The organism is Isoptericola sp. NPDC056618 (assembly GCF_042792715.1).
Taxonomy (GTDB): domain Bacteria; phylum Actinomycetota; class Actinomycetes; order Actinomycetales; family Cellulomonadaceae; genus Isoptericola; species Isoptericola nanjingensis.
The window spans coordinates 12,449-32,647 of sequence record NZ_JBHTVZ010000018.1; the positions used below are offsets into that span (position 1 = coordinate 12,449).

Annotated in this window: 18 protein-coding genes; 7 read left to right on the plus strand and 11 right to left on the minus strand. The window is 74.4% G+C overall.

The window, feature by feature from the left end:
* On the plus strand, positions 1-1,728 hold a 1,728-nt coding region (locus ACFQ8T_RS17680; RefSeq protein WP_430547790.1), incomplete at its 5' end, for a pyruvate dehydrogenase.
* A 49-nt stretch (positions 1,729-1,777) separates the two neighbouring features.
* Here ACFQ8T_RS17680 and ACFQ8T_RS17685 read toward each other — a convergent pair.
* The 3 genes from ACFQ8T_RS17685 to ACFQ8T_RS17695 all read right to left on the minus strand — a co-directional run bounded on the left by ACFQ8T_RS17685 (position 1,778) and on the right by ACFQ8T_RS17695 (position 4,234).
* Positions 1,778-2,029 (minus strand): hypothetical protein, encoded by a 252-nt coding sequence (locus tag ACFQ8T_RS17685; protein WP_430547791.1) that lies wholly within the window; start codon positions 2,027-2,029, stop codon positions 1,778-1,780.
* 85 nt (positions 2,030-2,114) lie between these two features.
* On the minus strand, positions 2,115-3,215 hold the full coding sequence (gene hisC, locus ACFQ8T_RS17690) for a histidinol-phosphate transaminase (protein ID WP_430547792.1): 1,101 nt from the start codon (positions 3,213-3,215) through the stop codon (positions 2,115-2,117).
* A 62-nt stretch (positions 3,216-3,277) separates the two neighbouring features.
* The gene (locus ACFQ8T_RS17695) at positions 3,278-4,234 is read right to left on the minus strand and encodes a RimK family alpha-L-glutamate ligase (protein ID WP_430547793.1); all 957 of its coding nucleotides are present in this window, start codon (positions 4,232-4,234) and stop codon (positions 3,278-3,280) included.
* A gap of 107 nt (positions 4,235-4,341) precedes the next feature.
* Between ACFQ8T_RS17695 and ACFQ8T_RS17700 the strand changes: the two genes are divergently transcribed.
* Entirely contained in the window at positions 4,342-4,740 is a 399-nt protein-coding gene (locus tag ACFQ8T_RS17700) for a phage holin family protein (protein ID WP_430547794.1), read from the plus strand.
* 27 nt (positions 4,741-4,767) lie between these two features.
* On the opposite strand, the gene ACFQ8T_RS17705 is transcribed toward ACFQ8T_RS17700, so the two are convergent.
* The 3 genes from ACFQ8T_RS17705 to ACFQ8T_RS17715 all read right to left on the minus strand — a co-directional run bounded on the left by ACFQ8T_RS17705 (position 4,768) and on the right by ACFQ8T_RS17715 (position 7,788).
* A complete protein-coding gene (locus ACFQ8T_RS17705) occupies positions 4,768-6,543 on the minus strand; it encodes a hypothetical protein (protein WP_430547795.1) in 1,776 nt (591 codons plus the stop codon).
* Positions 6,540-6,779: a hypothetical protein gene (locus tag ACFQ8T_RS17710; RefSeq protein ID WP_430547796.1), complete on the minus strand. Its 240-nt coding sequence runs from the start codon at positions 6,777-6,779 to the stop codon at positions 6,540-6,542. The genes ACFQ8T_RS17705 and ACFQ8T_RS17710 overlap by 4 nt, the downstream gene beginning before the upstream one ends.
* Positions 6,780-6,903: 124 nt before the next feature.
* The gene (locus ACFQ8T_RS17715; RefSeq protein WP_430547797.1) at positions 6,904-7,788 is read right to left on the minus strand and encodes a sigma-70 family RNA polymerase sigma factor; all 885 of its coding nucleotides are present in this window, start codon (positions 7,786-7,788) and stop codon (positions 6,904-6,906) included.
* 104 nt (positions 7,789-7,892) lie between these two features.
* Here ACFQ8T_RS17715 and ACFQ8T_RS17720 point away from each other — a divergent pair, with 104 nt between their 5' ends.
* The 3 genes from ACFQ8T_RS17720 (at position 7,893) to ACFQ8T_RS17730 (ending at position 12,356) form a co-directional block, all read left to right on the plus strand.
* Positions 7,893-9,272: an FAD-binding oxidoreductase gene (locus ACFQ8T_RS17720; protein WP_430547798.1), complete on the plus strand. Its 1,380-nt coding sequence runs from the start codon at positions 7,893-7,895 to the stop codon at positions 9,270-9,272.
* A 104-nt stretch (positions 9,273-9,376) separates the two neighbouring features.
* Positions 9,377-10,870, plus strand: coding sequence for an adenylosuccinate lyase (purB, locus tag ACFQ8T_RS17725; RefSeq protein WP_430547799.1), 1,494 nt, complete (start codon positions 9,377-9,379; stop codon positions 10,868-10,870).
* Between the two features lie 133 nt (positions 10,871-11,003).
* The gene (locus ACFQ8T_RS17730) at positions 11,004-12,356 is read left to right on the plus strand and encodes a glycoside hydrolase family 6 protein (protein ID WP_430547800.1); all 1,353 of its coding nucleotides are present in this window, start codon (positions 11,004-11,006) and stop codon (positions 12,354-12,356) included.
* A gap of 37 nt (positions 12,357-12,393) precedes the next feature.
* Here ACFQ8T_RS17730 and ACFQ8T_RS17735 read toward each other — a convergent pair whose 3' ends face one another.
* The 3 genes from ACFQ8T_RS17735 to ACFQ8T_RS17745 all read right to left on the minus strand — a co-directional run bounded on the left by ACFQ8T_RS17735 (position 12,394) and on the right by ACFQ8T_RS17745 (position 14,846).
* Positions 12,394-13,488, minus strand: a complete 1,095-nt coding sequence (locus ACFQ8T_RS17735) for a hypothetical protein (protein ID WP_430547801.1) — start codon at positions 13,486-13,488, stop codon at positions 12,394-12,396.
* Positions 13,485-13,871, minus strand: a complete 387-nt coding sequence (locus ACFQ8T_RS17740) for a PadR family transcriptional regulator (protein ID WP_430547802.1) — start codon at positions 13,869-13,871, stop codon at positions 13,485-13,487. Before ACFQ8T_RS17740 ends, ACFQ8T_RS17735 begins: the two co-directional genes overlap by 4 nt.
* Before the next feature lie 123 nt (positions 13,872-13,994).
* Complete coding sequence (locus tag ACFQ8T_RS17745; protein WP_430547803.1) at positions 13,995-14,846, minus strand: helix-turn-helix transcriptional regulator; 852 nt, start codon at positions 14,844-14,846, stop codon at positions 13,995-13,997.
* Positions 14,847-14,958: 112 nt separating this feature from the next.
* Here ACFQ8T_RS17745 and ACFQ8T_RS17750 point away from each other — a divergent pair, with 112 nt between their 5' ends.
* Positions 14,959-15,777, plus strand: a complete 819-nt coding sequence (locus ACFQ8T_RS17750) for an SDR family oxidoreductase (RefSeq protein ID WP_430547804.1) — start codon at positions 14,959-14,961, stop codon at positions 15,775-15,777.
* An 8-nt stretch (positions 15,778-15,785) separates the two neighbouring features.
* On the opposite strand, the gene ACFQ8T_RS17755 is transcribed toward ACFQ8T_RS17750, so the two are convergent.
* Entirely contained in the window at positions 15,786-16,739 is a 954-nt protein-coding gene (locus ACFQ8T_RS17755) for a peptidoglycan DD-metalloendopeptidase family protein (RefSeq protein WP_430547805.1), read from the minus strand.
* A gap of 176 nt (positions 16,740-16,915) precedes the next feature.
* On the opposite strand from ACFQ8T_RS17755, the gene ACFQ8T_RS17760 reads away from it, so the two are divergent.
* Entirely contained in the window at positions 16,916-18,556 is a 1,641-nt protein-coding gene (locus ACFQ8T_RS17760; protein ID WP_430547806.1) for a family 10 glycosylhydrolase, read from the plus strand.
* Between the two features lie 55 nt (positions 18,557-18,611).
* Here the strand turns inward: ACFQ8T_RS17760 and ACFQ8T_RS17765 are convergent, their stop codons facing one another.
* Positions 18,612-20,180: an AbgT family transporter gene (locus ACFQ8T_RS17765; protein ID WP_430547807.1), complete on the minus strand. Its 1,569-nt coding sequence runs from the start codon at positions 20,178-20,180 to the stop codon at positions 18,612-18,614.
* Between the last annotated feature and the right edge of the window lie 19 nt (positions 20,181-20,199).

Here is a 20,199-nt window from a genome sequence, read left to right on the forward strand (position 1 = left end):
GCCCCCCACCCCCCGCCCCCCCCCGCCGCCCCGCCCGGCGCCTCCCCAAGGTCGGGTGGGGGGGGGCCCCCCCGGCCCCGCTCGGCCCCGGCCCCCGCCCCCCCGCCCCCCCTCGACTGGGTGCACGTGCGCCACGAGGAGGCGGCGGCGTTCGCGGCCGCCGCCGACGCCGAGGTGACCGGCGAGCTCGCCGTCTGCGCCGGGTCGTGCGGGCCGGGCAACCTGCACCTCATCAACGGCCTCTACGACGCGAACCGCTCCAGGCTGCCGGTGCTCGCCATCGCGTCGCACATCCCGAGCGCGCAGATCGGCACGCAGTTCTTCCAGGAGACCCACCCGGACCGCATCTTCAACGAGGCGTCCGTGTTCTCGGAGCTGATCTCGTCCCCGGCCCAGCTGCCGCGCGTCACGCGGTCCGCCATCCAGCACGCGCTCGCCGCGCCGGGCGTCGCGGTGCTCACCCTGCCGGGCGACGTCGCCGACGAGCGCGTGCCCGACGACGACGCCCCGATCCTCGTGCCCGGCGCCTGCCCGGCGCGCGTCGTGCCGAACACCGCCGACGTCGAGGCCCTCGCCGACGCGATCAACCAGGCCAAGAAGGTCACGCTGTTCGTCGGCGCCGGCGCGCGCGACGCCCGCGACGCCGTCCTGGAGCTCGCCGACCTGGCGGCCGCGCCCGTCGGCCACTCGCTGCGCGGCAAGGAGATCATCCAGTACGAGAACCCCCACGACGTCGGCATGTCCGGCCTGCTCGGCTACGGCTCCTGCCACGAGGCGATGCACTCGGCGGACCTGCTGGTGATGGTGGGCACCGACTTCCCGTACGACTCGTTCCTGCCCGCCGACGTCCGCACCGCGCAGATCGACGTCGACGCCTCCCACCTGGGCCGCCGCACCCGCCTCGACCTGCCGGTGCACGGCGACGTCGGCGAGACCCTGAAGCTGCTCAACCCGCTGATCAAGCGCAAGAAGGACCGCAAGTTCCTGCGCTCGATGGTCGACAAGCACGCCGGGCTCATGACCAAGGTCGTCGGCGCGTACACGCGCAACGTGGAGAAGCACACGCCCATCCACCCCGAGTACGCGGCCGTGCAGCTCGACGAGACGGCGGCCGACGACGCCGTGTTCACCGTCGACACCGGCATGAACAACGTGTGGGCGGCCCGCTACCTCACGCCCAACGGGAAGCGGCGCGTCATCGGGTCGTTCATCCACGGGTCGATGGCGAACGCCCTGCCGCACGCCATCGGCGCCGCGTTCGCGGAGCCCGGCCGGCAGGTGGTGGCGCTCGCCGGCGACGGCGGCCTGTCCATGCTGCTGGGCGAGCTCATCACCGTGCGCACCTACGACCTGCCGGTGAAGGTCGTCGTCTTCAACAACGCGACGCTCGGCATGGTGAAGCTGGAGATGCTGGTCGAGGGGCTGCCGTCGTACGGCACCGACTCCCCGCCCGTGGACTACCGCAACATCGGCCTCGCCGTCGGGATCCCGTCCGTCCGGGTCGAGCGGCCGAAGGACCTGCGCCGCGCCCTCCGGGACGGGCTGGACCGCAAGGGCCCGGCGCTCATCGAGGTCGTCACCGACCCGAACGCGCTGTCCATCCCGCCGTCCATCACGTCGGGGCAGATCCGCGGGTTCGCCACGGCGATGACGAAGCAGGTCTTCGGCGGCGGCATGGGCGAGGTCATGTCCATGGCGCGCTCCAACCTGCGGAACCTGCCTCGGTAGCGGCGGTGCCGGCACGGCCGCCTCGCGGCGGCCGTGCCGGCCCTCCCTGCTAGTAGCTGAGCATCGTGTACCAGTAGGGGTTCGAGGCGCTCCCGTGCTTGCCGCAGTACTCGCGGATCGTCACCTTGTACCCCTGGTTGTTCAGGGAGACCATCTTGTTGAACGTGCCCGCGTAGCAGTTGATGCGGCTGTCCCAGCTCCAGCCCCAGGTGGTGGCCTGGGCGGGGGCGGCCGACACCAGGGCGGCGGCGGCGATCCCGAGGGTGGCCATGCCCCCCACGACGATCCGACGAAGCTTCACTCGACTGTCCTCCTGCGATAGACGTGACCTCACGGACAGCCGGAAGGTAGCGCATCACCGCAGGTCGCGCGCGGGATGACCCTGGTCAGCGCCAGGTGGCGGCGACGGCGAGGAAGGCGTCGTTCGCCTCGACCTCGCCGATGCTGACGCGCAGGCCGTCGCCGGCGAAGGGGCGCACGAGGACGCCGGCGGCGGTCGCCTCGGCGGCGCGCGCCACGGTCTCCTCGCCGAGGGGGAACCACACGAAGTTGGCGTGCGTCTCCGGTAGGTCCCAGCCCTGCTCGCGCAGGGCGGCGACGACGCGCTCGCGCTCGGCGACCAGCGCGTCGACCCGCTGGCGCAGCTCGTCCTGGGCGACGGGCTCGAGCGAGGCCAGCGCCGCACGCTGGGCGATGTGGTTGACGCCGAACGGCGTCGACACCGCGCGGATGCCGGCGGCGAGGCGCGGCTCCGCGACGGCGTACCCGACGCGGAGGCCCGCCAGCCCGTACGCCTTCGACAGCGTGCGCAGCAGGACGACGTTGGGGTGCCGGCGCAGCAGGTCGACACCCTCGGGCGCCTGCGGGTCGCGCACGAACTCGAGATACGCCTCGTCGACGATCACCAGCACGTCGCGCGGGACGGCGGCGAGGAACTCCTCCAGCTCGTCCGCGTGCACCACGGGGCCGGTGGGGTTGTTGGGCGTGCAGACCATGACGACGCGCGTGCGGGGCGTGACGGCGGCGGCCATGGCGGACAGGTCGAGCCGGCCGTCCGCGGTGACCGGCACGGTGACGGCGACGCCGCCCGCGACGGCGACCACGATCGGGTAGGCCTCGAACGACCGCCACGGGAACACGACCTCGTCGCCGTGCTCGACGACGGCCTGCAGCACGTGCCCGAGCACGGCCACCGAGCCGTTGCCCACCACGACCTGCTCGGCCGGGACGCCGACGTGCGCCGCGAGCGCCTCGACGAGCTCCGTGGCGTACATGTCGGGGTAGCGGTTGGTCTCCTCCGCCGCACGCGTGATCGCCTCGAGGACGGACGGCAGCGGCGGGTACGGGTTCTCGTTCGACGAGAGCTTCCACAGCTTCGCGCCCTCGGCGGGCCGCGCGCCCGGCACGTACGCGGGCAGCGCGGCGACGGCGGCGCGCAGGGGGACGGCAGGGGTCTGGACGGCCGGCGAGTCAGCGGGGGTGGTCACAGCGATCAAGGATGCCACCCGCGCTGAGGTGGTCGGTCCGTACTACCTCGGCACGGTCCGTACTACCTCGCGGGGGCGGGTACTCCCTCGGCGCGCTCCCGCACCAGGCCGGCGAAGAACCGGGCGATCGCGTCGGCGGCGGGTACCTCGGCGGACTCCTCGACGTCCGGGCTGTAGTTGGTGTTCGTGTTGATGTCGTACGGCACGGTGCGGCCGTCGACCGTCTCGAAGAACTCGACCCCGGCGATCTCGATCCCCTGCTCGGCGAGCAGCCGCTCGAGCCGCACGACGAGCGGGTGCTCGGCCGTGACCTCGGGCCGCAGCGCGAACAGCGGCGGCGGGGCGACGCCGTCGGCCCCCGGCAGCGCGCACGCCTCGGCCGGGCACAGCTCGAACCCGGTGGACGTGTCCACGCGGACCGCGTAGTGGAACCGGCCGCCGACGAACTCCGCCCGGGTGACGAACGGCTCCGGCGCGACGAGTAGCTCCTGCAGCAGCCACACGCCGTCGACGGGCTCGTCGAGCAGGCCCGCGTCCAGGACGGCGGCGAACGTCCCGACGTCGTCGAACCGCTGCACCCCCAGGCCCTTGCCGCCACGGTTGTGCTTGGTGATGAACGGGGCGCCGAACCGTTCGGCCGCCGCCCGCAGCGCCGCGCGGTCCGTGACGGCCGTCGTGCGCGGCACGTCGAGCCCGGCGGCGCGCAGCAGCGCGTACTGCCGCACCTTGCTCACCTCGAGCGCCGCGGCGCGCGTGCCGTTGACGACCCGGCGGCCCGTCGCCTCGGCCCGGGACAGCACCGCCTGCGCGGCCTCCGGCGCGTGCGGGACGCCGCGCGTGTGCGCGGACGCGCTGAGGCGCGACCAGTGCACGGCCCCGGACGGCGCCTCGGCGAGGTCCAGGGTGACGTCGCCGAGATGCACCGGTTCCAGGGGCACACCGGCGCGGCCGAAGGCCCGCTCGAACGGCGGCAGCCAGTCGGGGTTGTCGTGCAGGACGAGGACGGACGGCTCGCTCACCCGGCGAGCCTACGCGCGCGCGCCGGTCGCCGGGATCCGGCCGCCGAGCCGCGCGGTGCCGAGCGTCGCGCCAGCCTCGCGCGGGCATGACGTGCCACGATGGCCGCATGAACTTCATCGTCCGCACCCTCGTCACAGCCGTGGCGCTGTGGCTGAGCGACCTGATCTTCACCAACCTCGAGATCCTGCCCCCGTACGACGGCGACAACGTGCTCGAGTACATCCTGGCGGTGCTCGGTGTCGCGTTGGTGTTCACGCTCATCAGCAGCTTCGTGAAGCCGATCGTCAGCATCATCTCGATCCCGCTGCTCATCCTCACGCTGGGCCTCTTCTACCTGGTCATCAACGCCTTCGTGCTCTGGCTCACCACCTGGATCACCGACCAGGGGTGGTTCGGCGACTGGGGCGTCGACGTCAGCGGCGGCTTCTGGTGGTTCGTCTGGATCGCCCTCATCCTCGCCGTGCTGCAGGCGATCATCGGCGCGTTCGCGCCGAAGAAGGGCTGACGCCCCGGCCTCCGCCGCACGACACGCTCAGTGCAGCATCGCCCCCGTCGGGTTCCCCGGCGGGGGCGACGTCGTCCCGAGCACGGTCGACCCCGGTCCGGGGACTGGTCCGGGGCCGGGCCCGGGCGCCAGGACCAGCGGCGGCGCCGGGTCCACCCGGCGCGCCGCGAAGAACCGGGTGCGCGCCCGGGTGCCGTCGAGCAGCTGCTCCAACCGCCCCGTCGCCCCTGCCACCTGCACGTTCCCGGACCGCTGCGCCGCCGCCAGCGTGCGCAGGTGCGTGGGCATCGCATGGGCGAGCGAGATGCTCCCGGCCGCGGCGACGTCGGCCGGGTCCGTCGAGTCCAGCAGCCGGCGCCCCACCGTCACGCGGTCCGCCGCGGCGGGTCCCTCCTCCCGGGACCGGCCGTCCAGGTTCTCGACCAGGCTCTCCTCGTTCTCCACGTGCAGCACGGGCACCCCCGCGGGGAGGGCGAACGACGCGGTCGGCGCCCCCGCGGTCACCACGCCACCGACGGGGTGGTTCGCGCGGAACGCCGGCGACGCCGCGAGCGCCGACGCGGCGATCCCGCCGAGGCTGTGCCCCACCAGCACCACCGGCTCGTCCGCGGCCGCACCCGCCGCGTCGAGGGCCTGCTCCACGGCGACGGACACGTCCGCGGCCTCGTGCGCCATGAGGCTCAGGTCGGTCGCCGCGTCGAACGGGTTCGTGGGCGACAGGAACTCCTGGGTCCCGGGGATCAGCACCGTCCACGACGTCGTGCCGTCGCCGTGCACGACCTCCTCCACCGCGAGCGTCCCGGCGGGCACACCGGCTGCGGGTCGGTCGACGACGCCGCTGCCCTGGGGGTAGAGGTCGGCGGTGCGGGCGAGCGCCTCCGCGACGGAGCCCGCCGGCCGGTCCGCCCATCCGGGCCGGGGGCCGGCGAGGTCCGCGTCGGCCAGGGCGACCACCTGGGGCACCGAGTCGGGCAGCAGCGCGGCCACGACGTCGGACAGCGAGCCCGCGCCGCGCGTGACCGGGTCCAGCGCGGCCGCCGGGCCCTCCTCGATCCCGCGCCGCAGGTCCTGCCAGGTCAACGGCCGGGTGGCGCTGAACCCCGCCGCGAACCCCCCGACCGCCTCGTCGGAGAACGGCGCGACGACCCGCCACACGCTCGCCAGGCTCCCGTCGGGGCCCGTCGTCACCGGCACTGTCGGCGGATCGGGCGGGGAGGACGCGGTCGGCGGCGACACGGTCGCGCCGGAGCCGGTCGATTCAGAGCCGGTCGATCCAGAGCCGAATGAGCCCCCGCGGGCCCGCGCGCCGCGCAGGCCGTCCGCCACGGACGTGACGGTGAGCACCGGCGTCGCCGCCAGCCCGAGCCAGGCTCCCGCCGCGCCCGCCAGCAGGGTCACGGCCCCGTCGGCGACGCGCTGCACCACGCTCTCCGCCTCCCGATACAGGCCGGCAGCGAGCCGCAGCCGGCGCGAGCAGCCCTCCGCCGTCGAGGTCCGGGCACGCAGCCGGGCGCTCACCTCGTCCAGCCGAGCAGCCGCCGCCTCCCGGTACGCGGCAACCGCGGCGTCGTCCCCCGTGGCGCCGGGCAGCGGCACGGCCGGTCGTGACCACGGATCGGGGGCCCACGCCGCACCCCGCAGGGTCCCGGCGACGCCGAGGCACCGGTGGGACGCCCGCCGCAAGCCCTCCGCCACGCCGTCGAGCAGCACGGCCGCGCCCTGCACGGCCTCGGCGTCGACCTCGGAGAGGGCCCGGCCGCCCACGACGTCCACGGTCTCCTCGGGCGGCAGCCCGCGCGTCACCGGGCCAGCACCTCGGCGGCCTCCTCGAGGAGCCGCAGGTCGGCGTCGAGGTCGGCGAGCAGGGTGCCGACGTCGTCGCGGAACCGGTCGGCCGCCGTCGACCGCCAGGCCACCGCCAGGCTGCGCCGTGCGCCCGCGGCGGCGTCGAGGACGTCGTGGTGCGCCGCGAGGACGGCGGCACAGGCGGCGCTCGGGTCGGGTGCCGGGGACGAGAAGGGCGGGGCCGGTGAGGTCATGCCCGCGACGCTAGGCCGCGCCCCGACCGTGACGCCGGGCGCGACTTCGGCCTGTGGACGGCGCCGCCCTGGGGACAGGCTCCGGACCGCGCCGCGCCGTGCCCGCGTCCGAGGCCGACGTCCGCTACGCCCCCGGCACCCCCGCGAGCCGGTCGGCGTCCGACAGGATGTCGATGCCGACCACCCGGCCGTCGCGCACCGTGAACGCGAGCAGCGAGTAGACCGTCCCGTCCTCGAGGACGGTGACCAGGCCGGGCGAGCCGGCCACGAGCGCGAGCCGCGAGAAGCGCGCCGTGCCGAAGTGCAGGCGCGCCTGCTCCGCGACGGCCTGCGCGCCCCGCAGCACGCGGGACAGCTCCCCCGGCCCGTAGTCGAGGCGCACCACGACCTCCGGGTCGAGCAGCGCCACGAGGCCGTCGAAGTCCCCCGCCTGCGACGCGGCGAGGTAGGCGGCCACGACCTCCCGCCGCCGCGCGACGTCGTCCTGCACGGGCACGGCGTCGCGCACCTTGCGGCGCGCGCGGCTGGCGAGCTGGCGCGTGGCGGGGAGCGACCGGTCGACGAGCGGCGCGATCTCCTCGAACGGGACCGCGAACTGGTCGTGCAGCACGAACGCGACGCGCTCGGCGGGTGCCAGGGTGTCCAGCACGATCATCAGCGCCGAGCCGAGTTCGTCCTGCTCGACCGCCCGCAGCTCGGGGTCGGCCTGCCCGTCGACCGGCGCCACGAGCAGGTCCGGCAGGTGCCCGTCCCACGCCGTCTCCCGGCGCGTCCCCCGCGAGCGCAGCAGGTTGAGCGCCACCCGTCCGACGATCGTCGTGAGCCAGCCGCCCAGGTTCTCCACCCCGGCGGCGCCGGCGGCGTGCGCGCGCACCCACGCGTCCTGCACGACGTCCTCCGCGTCCGCCGTCGACCCCAGCACCCGGTACGCGACCGCGCGCAGGTGCGGACGGAACGCCTCGAACTGGTCCGCCGTGAGCCGGCCTGCCGCGAACTGATCCGTGCTCATCGGTCACACTCTTTCGCCGGGCCGTGTCAGAGAGGTGACAGCGCACGCTGCCGGTGACACCGAACCACGAGGGTGCGACACCGGCTTTTCGACCAGGAGCCCGCATGACCTCTCAGACCTCGAACGATCTGGCCTCGAACGATCTGGCGTCGAATGACACCTTCTCCCAGGCCCTCGCCCGCGACCTGCGCGGGCGGGTGCTCCTGCCCGGCGACGACGCTTTCGACGCCGCCGCGACCCCCTGGAACCTCGCCGTCCGGCAGCCCGTCGCGGCGGTCGTCGAGGCCGCGGACGCCGACGACGTCGCCGCCACGGTGCGGCACGCGCGCGACGCCGGGCTGACGGTCGTCGCCCAGTCGACGGGTCACGGCGCGTCGGGAGACGTGGCCGGCACCGTCCTCCTGCGCACCCGCGCGCTCGACGCCGTCGAGGTGGACCCGGTGCGCCGCACCGCCCGGGTCGGCGCCGGGGCGTCGTGGGGAGCCGTGCAGTCCGCCGCGGCCCCGCACGGCCTCACGACCCTGCTCGGGAGCGCCCCCGGCGTCGGCGCCGTCGGCTACACCCTCGGCGGCGGGCTGGGGTGGTTCAGCCGCGCCCACGGCCTGGCGGCCGACCACGTGCGGTCGTTCGACGTCGTGTCCCCCGCGGGCGAGAAGGTCACCGTCACCGCCGCCTCCGACCCCGAGCTGTTCTGGGGGCTGTGCGGCGGGGGCGGCGACCTGGCCGTCGTGACGGCGATGGAGATCGACCTGGTCGAGCTGCCCGAGTTCGCGGGCGGCAAGGTCGCCTGGCCGGCCGCGCGCGCCGCCGAGGTCCTCGGCGTCTTCCGCGAGGTCACCGCCGCGGCCCCGCCCGAGCTCAGCGTCTGGCTGTCGCGGGTGGAGGCACCCGGGGCTCCGGCCGTCGTCGTCGTGCACGCCGCGTACCTGGGCGACGCCGCGGCGGCGCGCGAGCTGCTCGCCCCGTTCGCCGCGGTCCCCGACGTCCTCGGGCCGGGCGTCGACGCGGCGATCGGGCCGGTCGCGCTGGCCGACGTCGGCGACATCACCGCCGACCCGACCGACCCCGCCGCGGGGAAGGGCCGCGCCGAGCTGCTGCAGGGGATCGACGACGAGGCGGTGGAGCGCCTGTTCACGACCTCGGTCGCGCCGCTGCTCGTGCTCCAGCTCCGGCACCTGGGCGGCGCCCTGGCCGCGCCGGGCGACGGCGCGGGCGCGCTGGGCGCGATCGACGAGCCCTACCTGCTGTACGCGTTCGGCCTGGCGTTCGAGCCGGGCCTCGCGGCCGCCGTCGGCCACCGCCTCGAGGCGCTGCCGGCCGAGCTGGCCGGGATCGCCACGCTGCGCAAGCCCGCCACGTTCCTCGCCCCCGGCGAGAGCGCGGCAGCCGCGTACGACGACGCCGCGCTCGCCCGCCTGCGCGACCTCAAGCGCGCCCGCGACCCGCGCGGCACGGTCCGCGGGAGCTACCCGCTCCTCGGCTGACCTCCGACCGTTGTGGGTGGGATCGTGGTCCAGTTCTCGCCCCTCAGCGGGCCACGATCCCAGCCACAACGGTCTGCCGCGGTCGGCTCGGGGCCCGTGGGAGAATGTGGGCCGTGACCTCCCCCGCGCCGCAGACCTCGCCGTCCGACGTCCAGACCCGCGTCAACCTCGCGGACGTCACTCCGCCGATCGCCCTCGGGCCGCTCGACGGCCGCTACCGCGGCGCCGTCGCGCCGCTGGTGGACCACCTCAGCGAGGCCGCGCTCAACCGCGCGCGCATCCACGTCGAGGTCGAGTGGCTGGTCACGCTGTGCAACGGCACGACGGCGACCCCCGGCGCCGTCGTCCCCGGCGCTCCCACGCTGACCGACGCCGAGATCGCCTACCTGCGCCGGATCCCCGCGACCTTCGGCGCGGACGAGATCGCCGAGCTCGCCGCCATCGAGCGCGAGACGGTGCACGACGTCAAGGCCGTCGAGTACTTCATCAAGCGCCGCATCGCCGCCGCGCCCGAGGTCCTCGGCGAGACCAGCCTCCCCGCCGCGAGCGAGCTCGTGCACTTCGCGTGCACGTCCGAGGACATCAACAACCTCTCGTACGCGCTCATGGTGCAGGGCGGCGTGCGCGAGGTGTGGCTGCCCGCCGCGACCGCACTGACCGACCAGCTCGCCGAGATGGCGCGCGAGCACGCCGAGGTCCCGATGCTCAGCCGTACGCACGGGCAGCCGGCCACGCCGACGACGATGGGCAAGGAGCTCGCCGTCCTCGCGCACCGCCTGCGCCGCCAGCTGCGCCGGGTCGAGGGCGCGGAGTACCTGGGCAAGCTCAACGGCGCCACCGGCACCTACGGCGCGCACGTCGTCGCCGTCCCGGGCGCCGACTGGCCGGCCGTGTCGCAGGCGTTCGTCGAGCATCTGGGCCTGGTGTGGAACCCGCTGACCACGCAGATCGAGTCGCACGACTGGCAGGCCGAGGTCTACGCCGACGTCGCCCGCTTCAACCGCATCCTCCACAACCTCGCGACCGACGTGTGGACGTACATCTCGCTGGGCTTCTTCACGCAGATCCCCGTCGCGGGGGCCACCGGCTCGTCGACCATGCCGCACAAGGTCAACCCGATCCGGTTCGAGAACGCCGAGGCGAACCTCGAGATCTCGTGCTCGCTGCTCGACACCCTGTCGGCCACGCTCGTGACGTCCCGCCTGCAGCGCGACCTCACCGACTCGACCACGCAGCGCAACATCGGCCCGGCTTTCGGCCACTCGCTGCTCGCGATCGACAACGTCCGCCGCGGCCTCAAGGCGCTCAACGTCAACGCCGCGCTCATGGCCGACGACCTCGACCACAACTGGGAGGTGCTCGGCGAGCCCGTCCAGTCCGCGATGCGCGCCGCGTCCGTCGCCGGCGTCGAGGGCATGGAGAACCCGTACGAGCGCCTCAAGGAGCTCACGCGCGGGCAGCGCGTCGACGCCGCCCGGATGCGCGAGTTCGTCGCCGGCCTCGGCCTGCCCGACGACGTCGCCGCGCGCCTCGCGGACCTCACGCCCGCGTCGTACACCGGCATCGCCGCCCGGCTGGTCGAGGACTACCTCGCCTGACCCGGCGTCCTGCGCCGACCCGGCTCGAGACCCGAGGCGTCGAGGCCGCCCGAAGCGTTTAGGAGGGGCCGCGACGTACCGGCGCGCTCCTAGCGTGGGCCCCGTCCGCACCCACGACGCGACGGAGCCTCGCATGCGCACCGAACGACGCCCTCGACCGACCGCCCGGGTCGCCGCCCTCACCGCGGCCGCCCTCGTCGGCGGTGCCGGCCTCACGGCCGGCGCCGTCACCCTCGCCACGGCCGCCGCCGGCGCGCCGACCGCCTGCGAGGTGGACTACGCCGTCACGAGCACCTGGTCGGGCGGGTTCCAGGCCGACGTCACGCTGACCAACCTGGGCGACGCCCGCACCGGCTGGGAAGTGTCCTGGCAGCCGGCCGACGGCGAGCGCGTCTCCCAGGTCTGGAACGGCCGGCTCACGCAGGACGGCGCGCAGGTGCGCGTGGCCGACGTCGGCTGGAACGGCACGCTGGCGGCGGGCGCGACGGCATCGTTCGGGCTGATCGGGACGTCGGCAGGGGCGGCGGAGGTGCCGGCGAGCTTCAGCCTCGACGGCGTCGCCTGCACGGGCGACGTCCCCACGACGGATCCCTCGGACCCGCCCACGGAGCCGACCGACCCGCCCACCGACGAGCCGGGCGGGCCCGCCGACGCGACGTTCTTCGTCGACGAGGGCACGCAGGCCTGGGAGGCCTGGCAGGCCGCGTCGGGCACCGAGCGCGCGCTGCTGGAGAAGATCGCCACGACCCCGCAGGCGTCGTGGGTCACCGACGCCGACCCCGCCGAGGCGAGCGCCGGCGTGGCGGACTACACGGGCCGGGCCGCCGCGGCGGGCGCGACGCCGCTGCTGGCGGTGTACGCGATCCCCGGCCGCGACTGCGGCTCGCACTCCGGCGGCGGCACGGACGAGGCCGAGTACCGCGCGTGGGTCGAGCAGGTCGCGGGCGCGATGGTCGGCGAGCCGTGGGTGGTGCTGGAGCCGGACGCCCTCCCCCAGCTCGGCGACTGCGACGGTCAGGGCGACCGCGTCGGGATGCTCGCCGACGCCGCCCGCATCCTCGACGAGGCCGGCGCCCGCGTGTACCTCGACGTCGGCCACTCGGCGTGGCTGCCCGCCGCGGAGACGGCGAGCAGGCTGCAGCGGGTGGGGCTGGAGCACGTCACGGGCTTCGCGCTCAACGTGTCGAACTACCGCACCACCGACGAGTCGCGCGCCTACGGCGAACAGGTCTCCGCCCTGCTCGGCGGCGTGCCGTTCGTCGTCGACACGTCGCGCAACGGCAACGGCTCGAACGGCGAGTGGTGCAACCCGCGCGGCCGCGCCCTGGGCGAGCGGCCCGCCGCCGTCGACGACGGGTCGCACCTCGACGCCCTGCTGTGGGTCAAGCGGCCCGGTGAGAGCGACGGCGCCTGCAACGGCGGCCCCGCCGCCGGCGCGTGGTGGCAGGAGATCGCGCTGGAGCTCGCGCGCAACGCGAGCTGGTAGCGAGCACCCCGCGACGCCGAACAGGCGGTTGACACCGTTATGGGCCTCCGACGACGCCCATTCCGGAACCAACCGCCTGTTCGGCATCCCGCCGGAGGCGGGCCCGCGCGTCCGCCAGCTCGTCGACGCGGTTCACGACCCAGCGTGTCGACGCCGTGACGACGAGCGCGATCGCGAGCAGCACCCAGAGGTTCCCCACGTCCACGACGTCCATCGGCAGGAGCCCCCGCGAGCCCATCAGCCCGGTCCGGCCGACGACGACGGCCGCGCCGACTCCCGCCAGCACGGGCAGCGCCTGCCGGGCACGGCGTGACACGAGCATGCCCCCGGCGAGCAGGCAGGTGCCGACCATGACGGTGCCCCCGCCCAGCTCCGCGACGGGGGCGTAATGCGCCGGCCACCAGGGCGCGAGCCCCAGGGCTGTGCGGGCGAGAGCGACGACCGGCATCAGCGCGCCGACGGCGCCGGCCACCCGGACCGGCCCGGCGACGCCCCGGGGAGCCGGAACGAGCCCCTGGGACGCGGCGAGCATCGCTGCGGCCACGACGAGGGCCGACTGCGCGACCGCCCACCCGAGCCCGGAGAGCACCAGGAACAGGTCGCCGCCGGTCGCCCCGACGACCGTCATGCCGCCCAGCACGACCCAGGTCGCCGCCGCGGCCGCGCCGAGCAGCCACACGGCGGCCCGGAACAGGCCGGCGGCGAGCGCGAGGGAGGCGAGCGCCCACAGCGCCCACCCCGGGGCGAGCGGCACCGCGACGGCGAGGCCGGCGACGTCGTTCCCGTGGGCGACGCCCAGCGCCACCGCGCCGAGCGAGGACGCCGCCGGGTAGCCGAGCACGACGGAGAGCACGACGAGCACGCCGACGGCGCCCCGCCGTCGGCGTTCCGGTGACGGTCCCAGCGGCGCGAGCGCCCACTCCCGCGCGGCGGCGCGCAGCAGGTCGACGACGTCCCCGCGCGCGGGCCGCGACTGCCCGGGCGCGGCGGCGTCGAGCAGGTGCCCGAGCATCTCGGCGCCGTGCGCGCGGCGGTATGCGAAGGGGAACAGCCGCAGGATCCGCTGGAAGTCGCGCACCAGGGCGGGCACGACGGCGGTGGCCTCGGTCGGGTCGGGGCGGTCGGCGCTCATGCCGGCACCTCCCCGAGACCGCCGGCGACGGCGCGGCCCGGTCGCGTCGTCCGCCGCGCCGCGAGCCGGTCCAGCGCCTGACGTGCCTGCGCCTCGGCCCGGCGGGCTTCGGCGTCGAGCCGGGTGCTGCCCTCGACGGTCAGGCGGTAGTAGCGCCGCAGCCGTGAATCGACCACCTCCTCGTGGTCCACCTCGACCAGGCCGGCGGCCACGAGCCGGTCGATCGCGCCGTAGAGCGTGCCGGCGCGCAGCGTGACGCGCCCGCCGGAGCTCTCCTCGACGTCCTTGGAGATGCCGTACCCGTGCGCCGGCCCCTGCGCGAGGGCGGACAGGACGAGGAACGCGGGTTCCTGCAGCGGTCTGCCTGGGGGCTTCGATGCCATGCCGAGGACCATACTCTCGTCACGAAGGTATGCAACGCTCGACACGCAGGTCGCCGAACAGGCAGTGGTGCGCCCATACGCCGCGAGAGGGTGCACAACCGCCTGTTCGGCATCGCGCCGGGGTCAGCGCGCCATGGCCTGCTGGCCCAGGACGGCGAGCAGGGCGAGCTTCTCCTCCGCCTCGGAGCGCGGCGGCGCGGTGAGCACCAGCAGCGCCTGGGTCTGGTCCTCGGTGAACAGCACCTGGCAGTCCAGCTCGATCGGCCCGACCTGCGGGTGCACGAGCGTCTTGTGGTCGGCGAACCGCTGGTGCACCTCGTGCCGGTCCCACAGCTCGGCGAACTCGGGGCTGCGCTCCCGCAGCTCGCGGACCAGCTCGCCGGCCCGCGAGCGCGGGCCGAGCATCCCGTGCGCCGCGCGCAGCGTGGAGACGAGGGAGCGCCCCTGCCGGTCGCGGTCGTCCTCGGGGTACAGCAGCCGCTCGGAGGGGTCGGTGAACCAGCGGTAGACGTCGCTGCGCGCCCACCCCGTCAGCGCCGACCGGTCGCCCAGGAGCGCGACGGCGAGGTCGTTGGCCACGAGCGTCTCGCCGAGCGCGGACAGCACGAGGGCGGGCGTGTCGGACAGGCGGTCGAGCACGCGCAGCAGCGCGGGCGACACGTGGGACGACATCGTCACCCGGTCCGGCGTCCCCCGGCCGGCCACGCGGAACAGGTAGTCGCGCTCGTCGTCCGTGAGCCGGAGCGCCCGCGCCAGCGACGCGAGCATCTGCTCGCTGGGCTGCGGGCCGCGCCGCTGCTCCAGCCGCGTGTAGTAGTCGGCCGACATGGCGGCGAGCGCCGCGACCTCCTCACGCCGCAGCCCCGCGGTGCGACGCCGGGCGCCCGCGGGCAGGCCGACGTCCGCGGGCTGCACCGCCTCCCGGCGACGGCGCAGGAACTCGGCCAGCTCTCGACGGTCGGCGGCACGCTCCATGCGCCCATCGTCCGCCGCCGACGCCGGTCGGGCCAGGCCGCAGCCAGGGATCGTCGGTCCCCCGACGACCGCTCCTCTCCCGCCTCCGCGCAGGGCCGCGCAGGGTGGGGGCATGGACCTCACCCGCAGCACCGTCTTCATCCCCGGCGCGACCAGCGGCATCGGCCTCGCGCTCGCCCTCCGGCTCCAGGCCCGCGGCAGCACCGTGATCGTGGGCGGCCGCCGCACCGCCCTGCTCGACGAGATCGTCGCCGCCCACCCCGGGATCGACGCCGTCCGCGTCGACACCGCCGACGCCACGAGCATCGAGGCAGCCCGCGACGTCGTGCTGGAGCGCCACCCCGACCTGGACGCCGTCGTCGCGATGGCGGGCATCATGCAGCCCGAGGACTGGACGTCGTCCGACTTCCTCGCCACCGCCGAGCGCACCGTCACCACGAACCTGCTGGGCCCGATCCGCCTGGCTGCCGCGTTCCTGCCGCACCTGCGCGCCCGCGCAGGGTCGGGCGCGGGCGCCGCGTTCGTCACGGTCTCCTCGGGGCTGGCGCACGTGCCGCTCGCCGTGACGCCCACGTACAACGCGACCAAGGCCGCGATCCACCGGCTGAGCGAGGGCATCCGGCTTCAGCTCGAGCCTGCGGGCGTGCAGGTGATCGAGATCGTGCCGCCCGCGGTCCGCACGGCCCTCATGCCGGGGCAGGAGGACAACCCGATCGCCATGCCGCTGGACGCGTTCGCGGACGAGGCGGTCGAGCTCCTCGCGGCCCGTCCCGGCGCCCACGAGATCCTCGTCGAGGGCGTGAAGTTCCTCCGCTTCGCCGAGACGTCGGGGGCCTACGACGCGACGGTCGCGAGGCTCAACGCCACGGACCGGCACGCCAAGGAACTGCACCCCACGGACCTGCACGCCGCGGGCTCGCACACGGCCTGATCGCCGGCCTACTTGCGCAGGTACTTCGCGTAGACGTAGCCCTGCTTGCCGTTGACGAAGACCTTGACCCAGCCGTTCGAGGTGGGCCAGATCTTCTTCACGGCCTTGCCCTTGCTCAGCGAGTCGAGCACCTTGCCGCTGGTGCTCGGCTTGGAGCGCAGGCGCAGCCCGTTCACCTCCACGTACCGCGTCCCCAGCGAGGTGAGCCCCGGGGAGACGTAGTTCGCGTGCATCCAGCCGGTGGTGCCGCCGTAGTTCACCTTGCGCCACACGCCCGACCCGGCGCCGGGCTTGGCGGTGAGCCAGCGGTTGACCTTGACGGACTTGAGCACGCGGTAGCCGGTGCCCGGGCCGGAGCGGAGGTTGACGGTGGTGGTCGTGTAGTAGTTGCAGGACTTCGGCACGACCCGCTGGTACGCCCACGCCGCACCGGCGGTGAGCGACGCCCCGTGGTTCTTCATCCACGGCAGCGGGTCGGTGGTGCTGCCGGAGCCCTTGTACTCGCGCTTCCAGATCTCCAGGTGCAGGTGCGGCGCGGTGGACGTGCCGGAGCTGCCGACGTCGGCGATGCGCTGGCCACGCTTCACGTACTTGCCCGTCTTCACGTACCTGTCGCCGTCGACGACGTGGCCGTAGACGGCGAAGACCTTGCCGCCGTCGGCGTTGGAGCGCACCACCACGACCTGGCCGAAGCCGGGCGCCGACCCGGCCTTGACGACGGTGCCGGGGGCGACGGACTTGATCGGGGTGCCCTTCTTCGCGCTCATGTCCTGGCCGAGGTGGTAGGTGGACGCTCCCCTGATGGGCATGCATCGCGGCCCGTAGTAGGAGGAGAGCCCGTAGCTCTGGTCGGGGAGCGGCCGGACGGCGGCCGTCGCGGCCCCCGCCCCCGCGACCCCGCTCGTGAAGGCCACGGCCGTGGCGATCCCCAGGGTGACTCCGGTCGTGATGATGCGTCGCACGGTGCGCATGGTGGTGCCCTCTCCGCGTCAGAAGGTCCGGGGCGTCGTTGCCCGACCGCACGGTAAGCACAGGCGCGGGGGTGGCGCGCGCGGTACCGCATCCGCGACACTCGTCTTCACAGGTACTCACGAGCATGAAACTCCCTTACCCCACGCCTGACCACCGGAGGTCTGCAATGACGCACCCCGATCCGACCGGCCGAGCCGACCACGGCGCGAGCGCCCGCGCCCTCGACCGCCGCGGCTTCCTCTCCCTCGCGACGGCGGGGGTGGCCGGCTCGGCGCTGTCCGTGACCGTCGGCTCGATGACGCCCGCCGCGGCTTCGGAGGCCACCGCGAAGACCGCCGCAGGGACCACCGCCCGCAAGCGCGAGCTGCGCGCGATGTGGATCTCGTCGGTCGTCAACATCGACTGGCCGTCACGCACCGGCCTGAGCGCGGACGAGCTGAAGGCCGAGTACCTCCACTGGCTCGACGTCGCCGTCGGCATGCACCTCAACGCCGTCTTCGTGCAGGTCCGGCCGACGGCGGACGCGTTCTGGCCCAGCCCGTACGAGCCCTGGTCGCAGTACCTCACGGGCACCCAGGGCGGCGACCCCGGGTTCGACCCGCTCGCGTTCGTCGTGGCGGAGACGCACGCCCGCAACCTCGAGCTGCACACCTGGTACAACCCGTACCGCGTGTCGATGCAGACGGACCCCACGAAGCTCGTGCCCGAGCACCCTGCACGGCAGCACCCCGACTGGGTGTGGCCGTACGGCGGCAAGCTCTACTTCGACCCGGGCCTGCCGGAGGCGCGTGAGCACATCTACGCCGCGATCCTGCACAGCGTCGAGCACTACGACGTCGATGGCGTGCACTTCGACGACTACTTCTACCCGTACCCCGTGGCGGGCCAGACCCTGCCCGACGCCGCCACGTACGCCGAGCACGGCGGCGGCTTCGCGACGATCGAGGACTGGCGGCGGCACAACGTGGACGAGTTCGTCCGGACCGTCTCGGAGCGCATCAAGGAGCTCAAGCCCTGGGTCAAGTTCGGCATCAGCCCGTTCGGCATCTGGCGCAACGCGTCGACCGACCCGCGCGGCTCGCAGACCGGCGGCTCGCAGAGCTACGACCTGCAGTTCGCCGACACCCGCAAGTGGGTCCTCGAGGGCTGGCTCGACTACATCAACCCGCAGATCTACTGGCAGTTCGGGCTCGCCGTCGCGGACTACGCCAAGCTCGTGCCGTGGTGGGCCGACGTCGCGGCGACGTCCGGTACCCACCTGTACATCGGCGAGGCGCTGTACAAGGTGACGTCGGGCGTGTTCACCGACCCGGCGGAGCTCAGCAACCACCTCACGTTCTGCGCGGAGGTCACGGAGCAGGGCACCCCCGTGCACGGCAACCTGTTCTTCTCGGCCGTGCACGTGCCGCAGGACCCGCAGGGCTCCATGTCGCGGGTCTTCGCGGACCACTACGGCCATCCCGCGCTCGTCCCGACGATGCCGCACCTGCCCGGCACCGCCGTCGAGCGGCCGACGCTCACGCACGCGCGACGCGAACGCGACGGCGTCCGGCTGCGCTGGGTGGACGCGGCGCCGCACCGGCGGCGCGCGACGTCGTTCGCCGTCTACCGGGCCACCGGGGACCGCGTCCCCGTGGACGTCGAGGACGCCACGCAGCTGCTCGGCACGGTCCGCTCGGACGGGCAGGTGCTGCAGTCCTTCACGGACGCGACGGCCGTGGGCGGCGAGCGGTACACGTACGCCGTCACCGCCCTCGACCGCCTGTGGAACGAGTCCGCCCCGAGCCGGAGCCGCACCGCCGGCTGAGCGGCCCCCACGACGGTCGAGCCTGTCGAGACCCGGTCGCAGGGTCTCGGCAGGCTCAACCGGCGGAGGAGAGGAAGATCCCGTTGCCGGGGCCCACGGGCAGGTCGAGGACGAAGAACACGGTGAGGATGGCGGCCCACACGAGCCAGAAGCACACCGTGAACGGCAGCAGCCGCGCCATCACGGTGCCGAGGCCGGCGCTCGGCTCCCACCGGCGCAGGTAGGCGAGCAGCACGATCATGTACGGGTTGAGCGGGGTGATGATCTGCGTCGCCGAGTCGCCCACGCGGAACGCCGCCTGCACGAACGCGGGCTCGTACCCGATGAGGGCGAACATCGGCACGAAGACGGCGGCCATGAGCGTCCACAGCGCCGAGCCCGAGATGATGAACAGGTTGAGCAGCGACGCGACGACGAGGAACCCGAGGATCGCGCCGTAGCCGGTGAGCCCGATCGACTCGAGCGCCGACGCCCCGGACACCGCGATCCACTGCCCGACCCCGGACCAGTTGAACAGCGCGATGAACTGGCCCAGCACGAACGCCAGCACGACGAACCCGATCATGTCCTTGAGCGCCTGGCCGAACATGATCGGCACGTCCTCGATGCGCCGGACCGTGCCGACCGCGCGCCCGTAGACGATCGCCGGCACCAGGAACATCGTGAAGACGATGAAGACGATCGAGCTGAGCAGCGGCGACTCGGGCAGGAACGCGCCGTCCTCGTTGCGCCACGGCGACGCGGGCACGAGCACGGCGGCCGCCATGACCGCCGCGACGCCGAGCGCCACGAGGAGCGCGTTCCGCAGCCCGCGGCGCTCGTCCGTCGTCGTGGCCGCGGTCGCGTCCGCGAGCGGGTCCTCGCCGTCCTCGACCACCTGCTCCGTCGGCACGCCCTGGCGTCGGATGCGAGGCTCGAGCACCCTGTCGATGAGGAAGCCCGCGAGCAGGGCGAGCGCGATCGACGAGACGGCGTTGAAGAACCAGTTCGACAGCGGGTTCACGGGCGCGCCCGGGTCCGGCAGGATCTGCGCGACCGAGCTGGTGATGCCCGCGAAGAGCGCGTCGAGGCTGGTGACGAGGATGTTCGTGGAGTACCCCGCGCCGGCCGCGGCGAACCCGCCGAGCAGGCCCGCGACGGGGTGCCGCCCGGCCGCGCGGAACACCATCGCCGCCAGCGGCGGGATGATGATGAACGCGGTGTCGGACATGATGCTGCCCATCACGCCGACGAACCCGACGGCGTACGCGAGCGCCCACCGCGGCGCGGAGCCGAACGCGTACCGCACGGCGGCGCCGAGCAGGCCCGACTTCTCCGCCACGCCGACCGCCATGAGGATCGGCAGCACCGTGACCAGCGGCGGGAAGCCCAGGAAGTTCTCCCCGAGGTTCTCGGTGAGCCACGTCATCCCCTCGGCGGTGAACAGGCCCTTGACCTCGACCACCTCGTCGCTCCCGGGCATCTGCACGGTGACTCCCGCGAGCGCCATGCCCGTGGACGCCAGCGCGATGACGCCGAACAGGATGAGGAACAGCGTGAACGGCTCGGGCAGCTTGTTGCCGACCCGTTCGACGAACACCAGGAACCGGTCGGTGCGGGATCGTGCGTCGACGGAGGTGGTCACGCGGTCTCCTCGGGTCGGC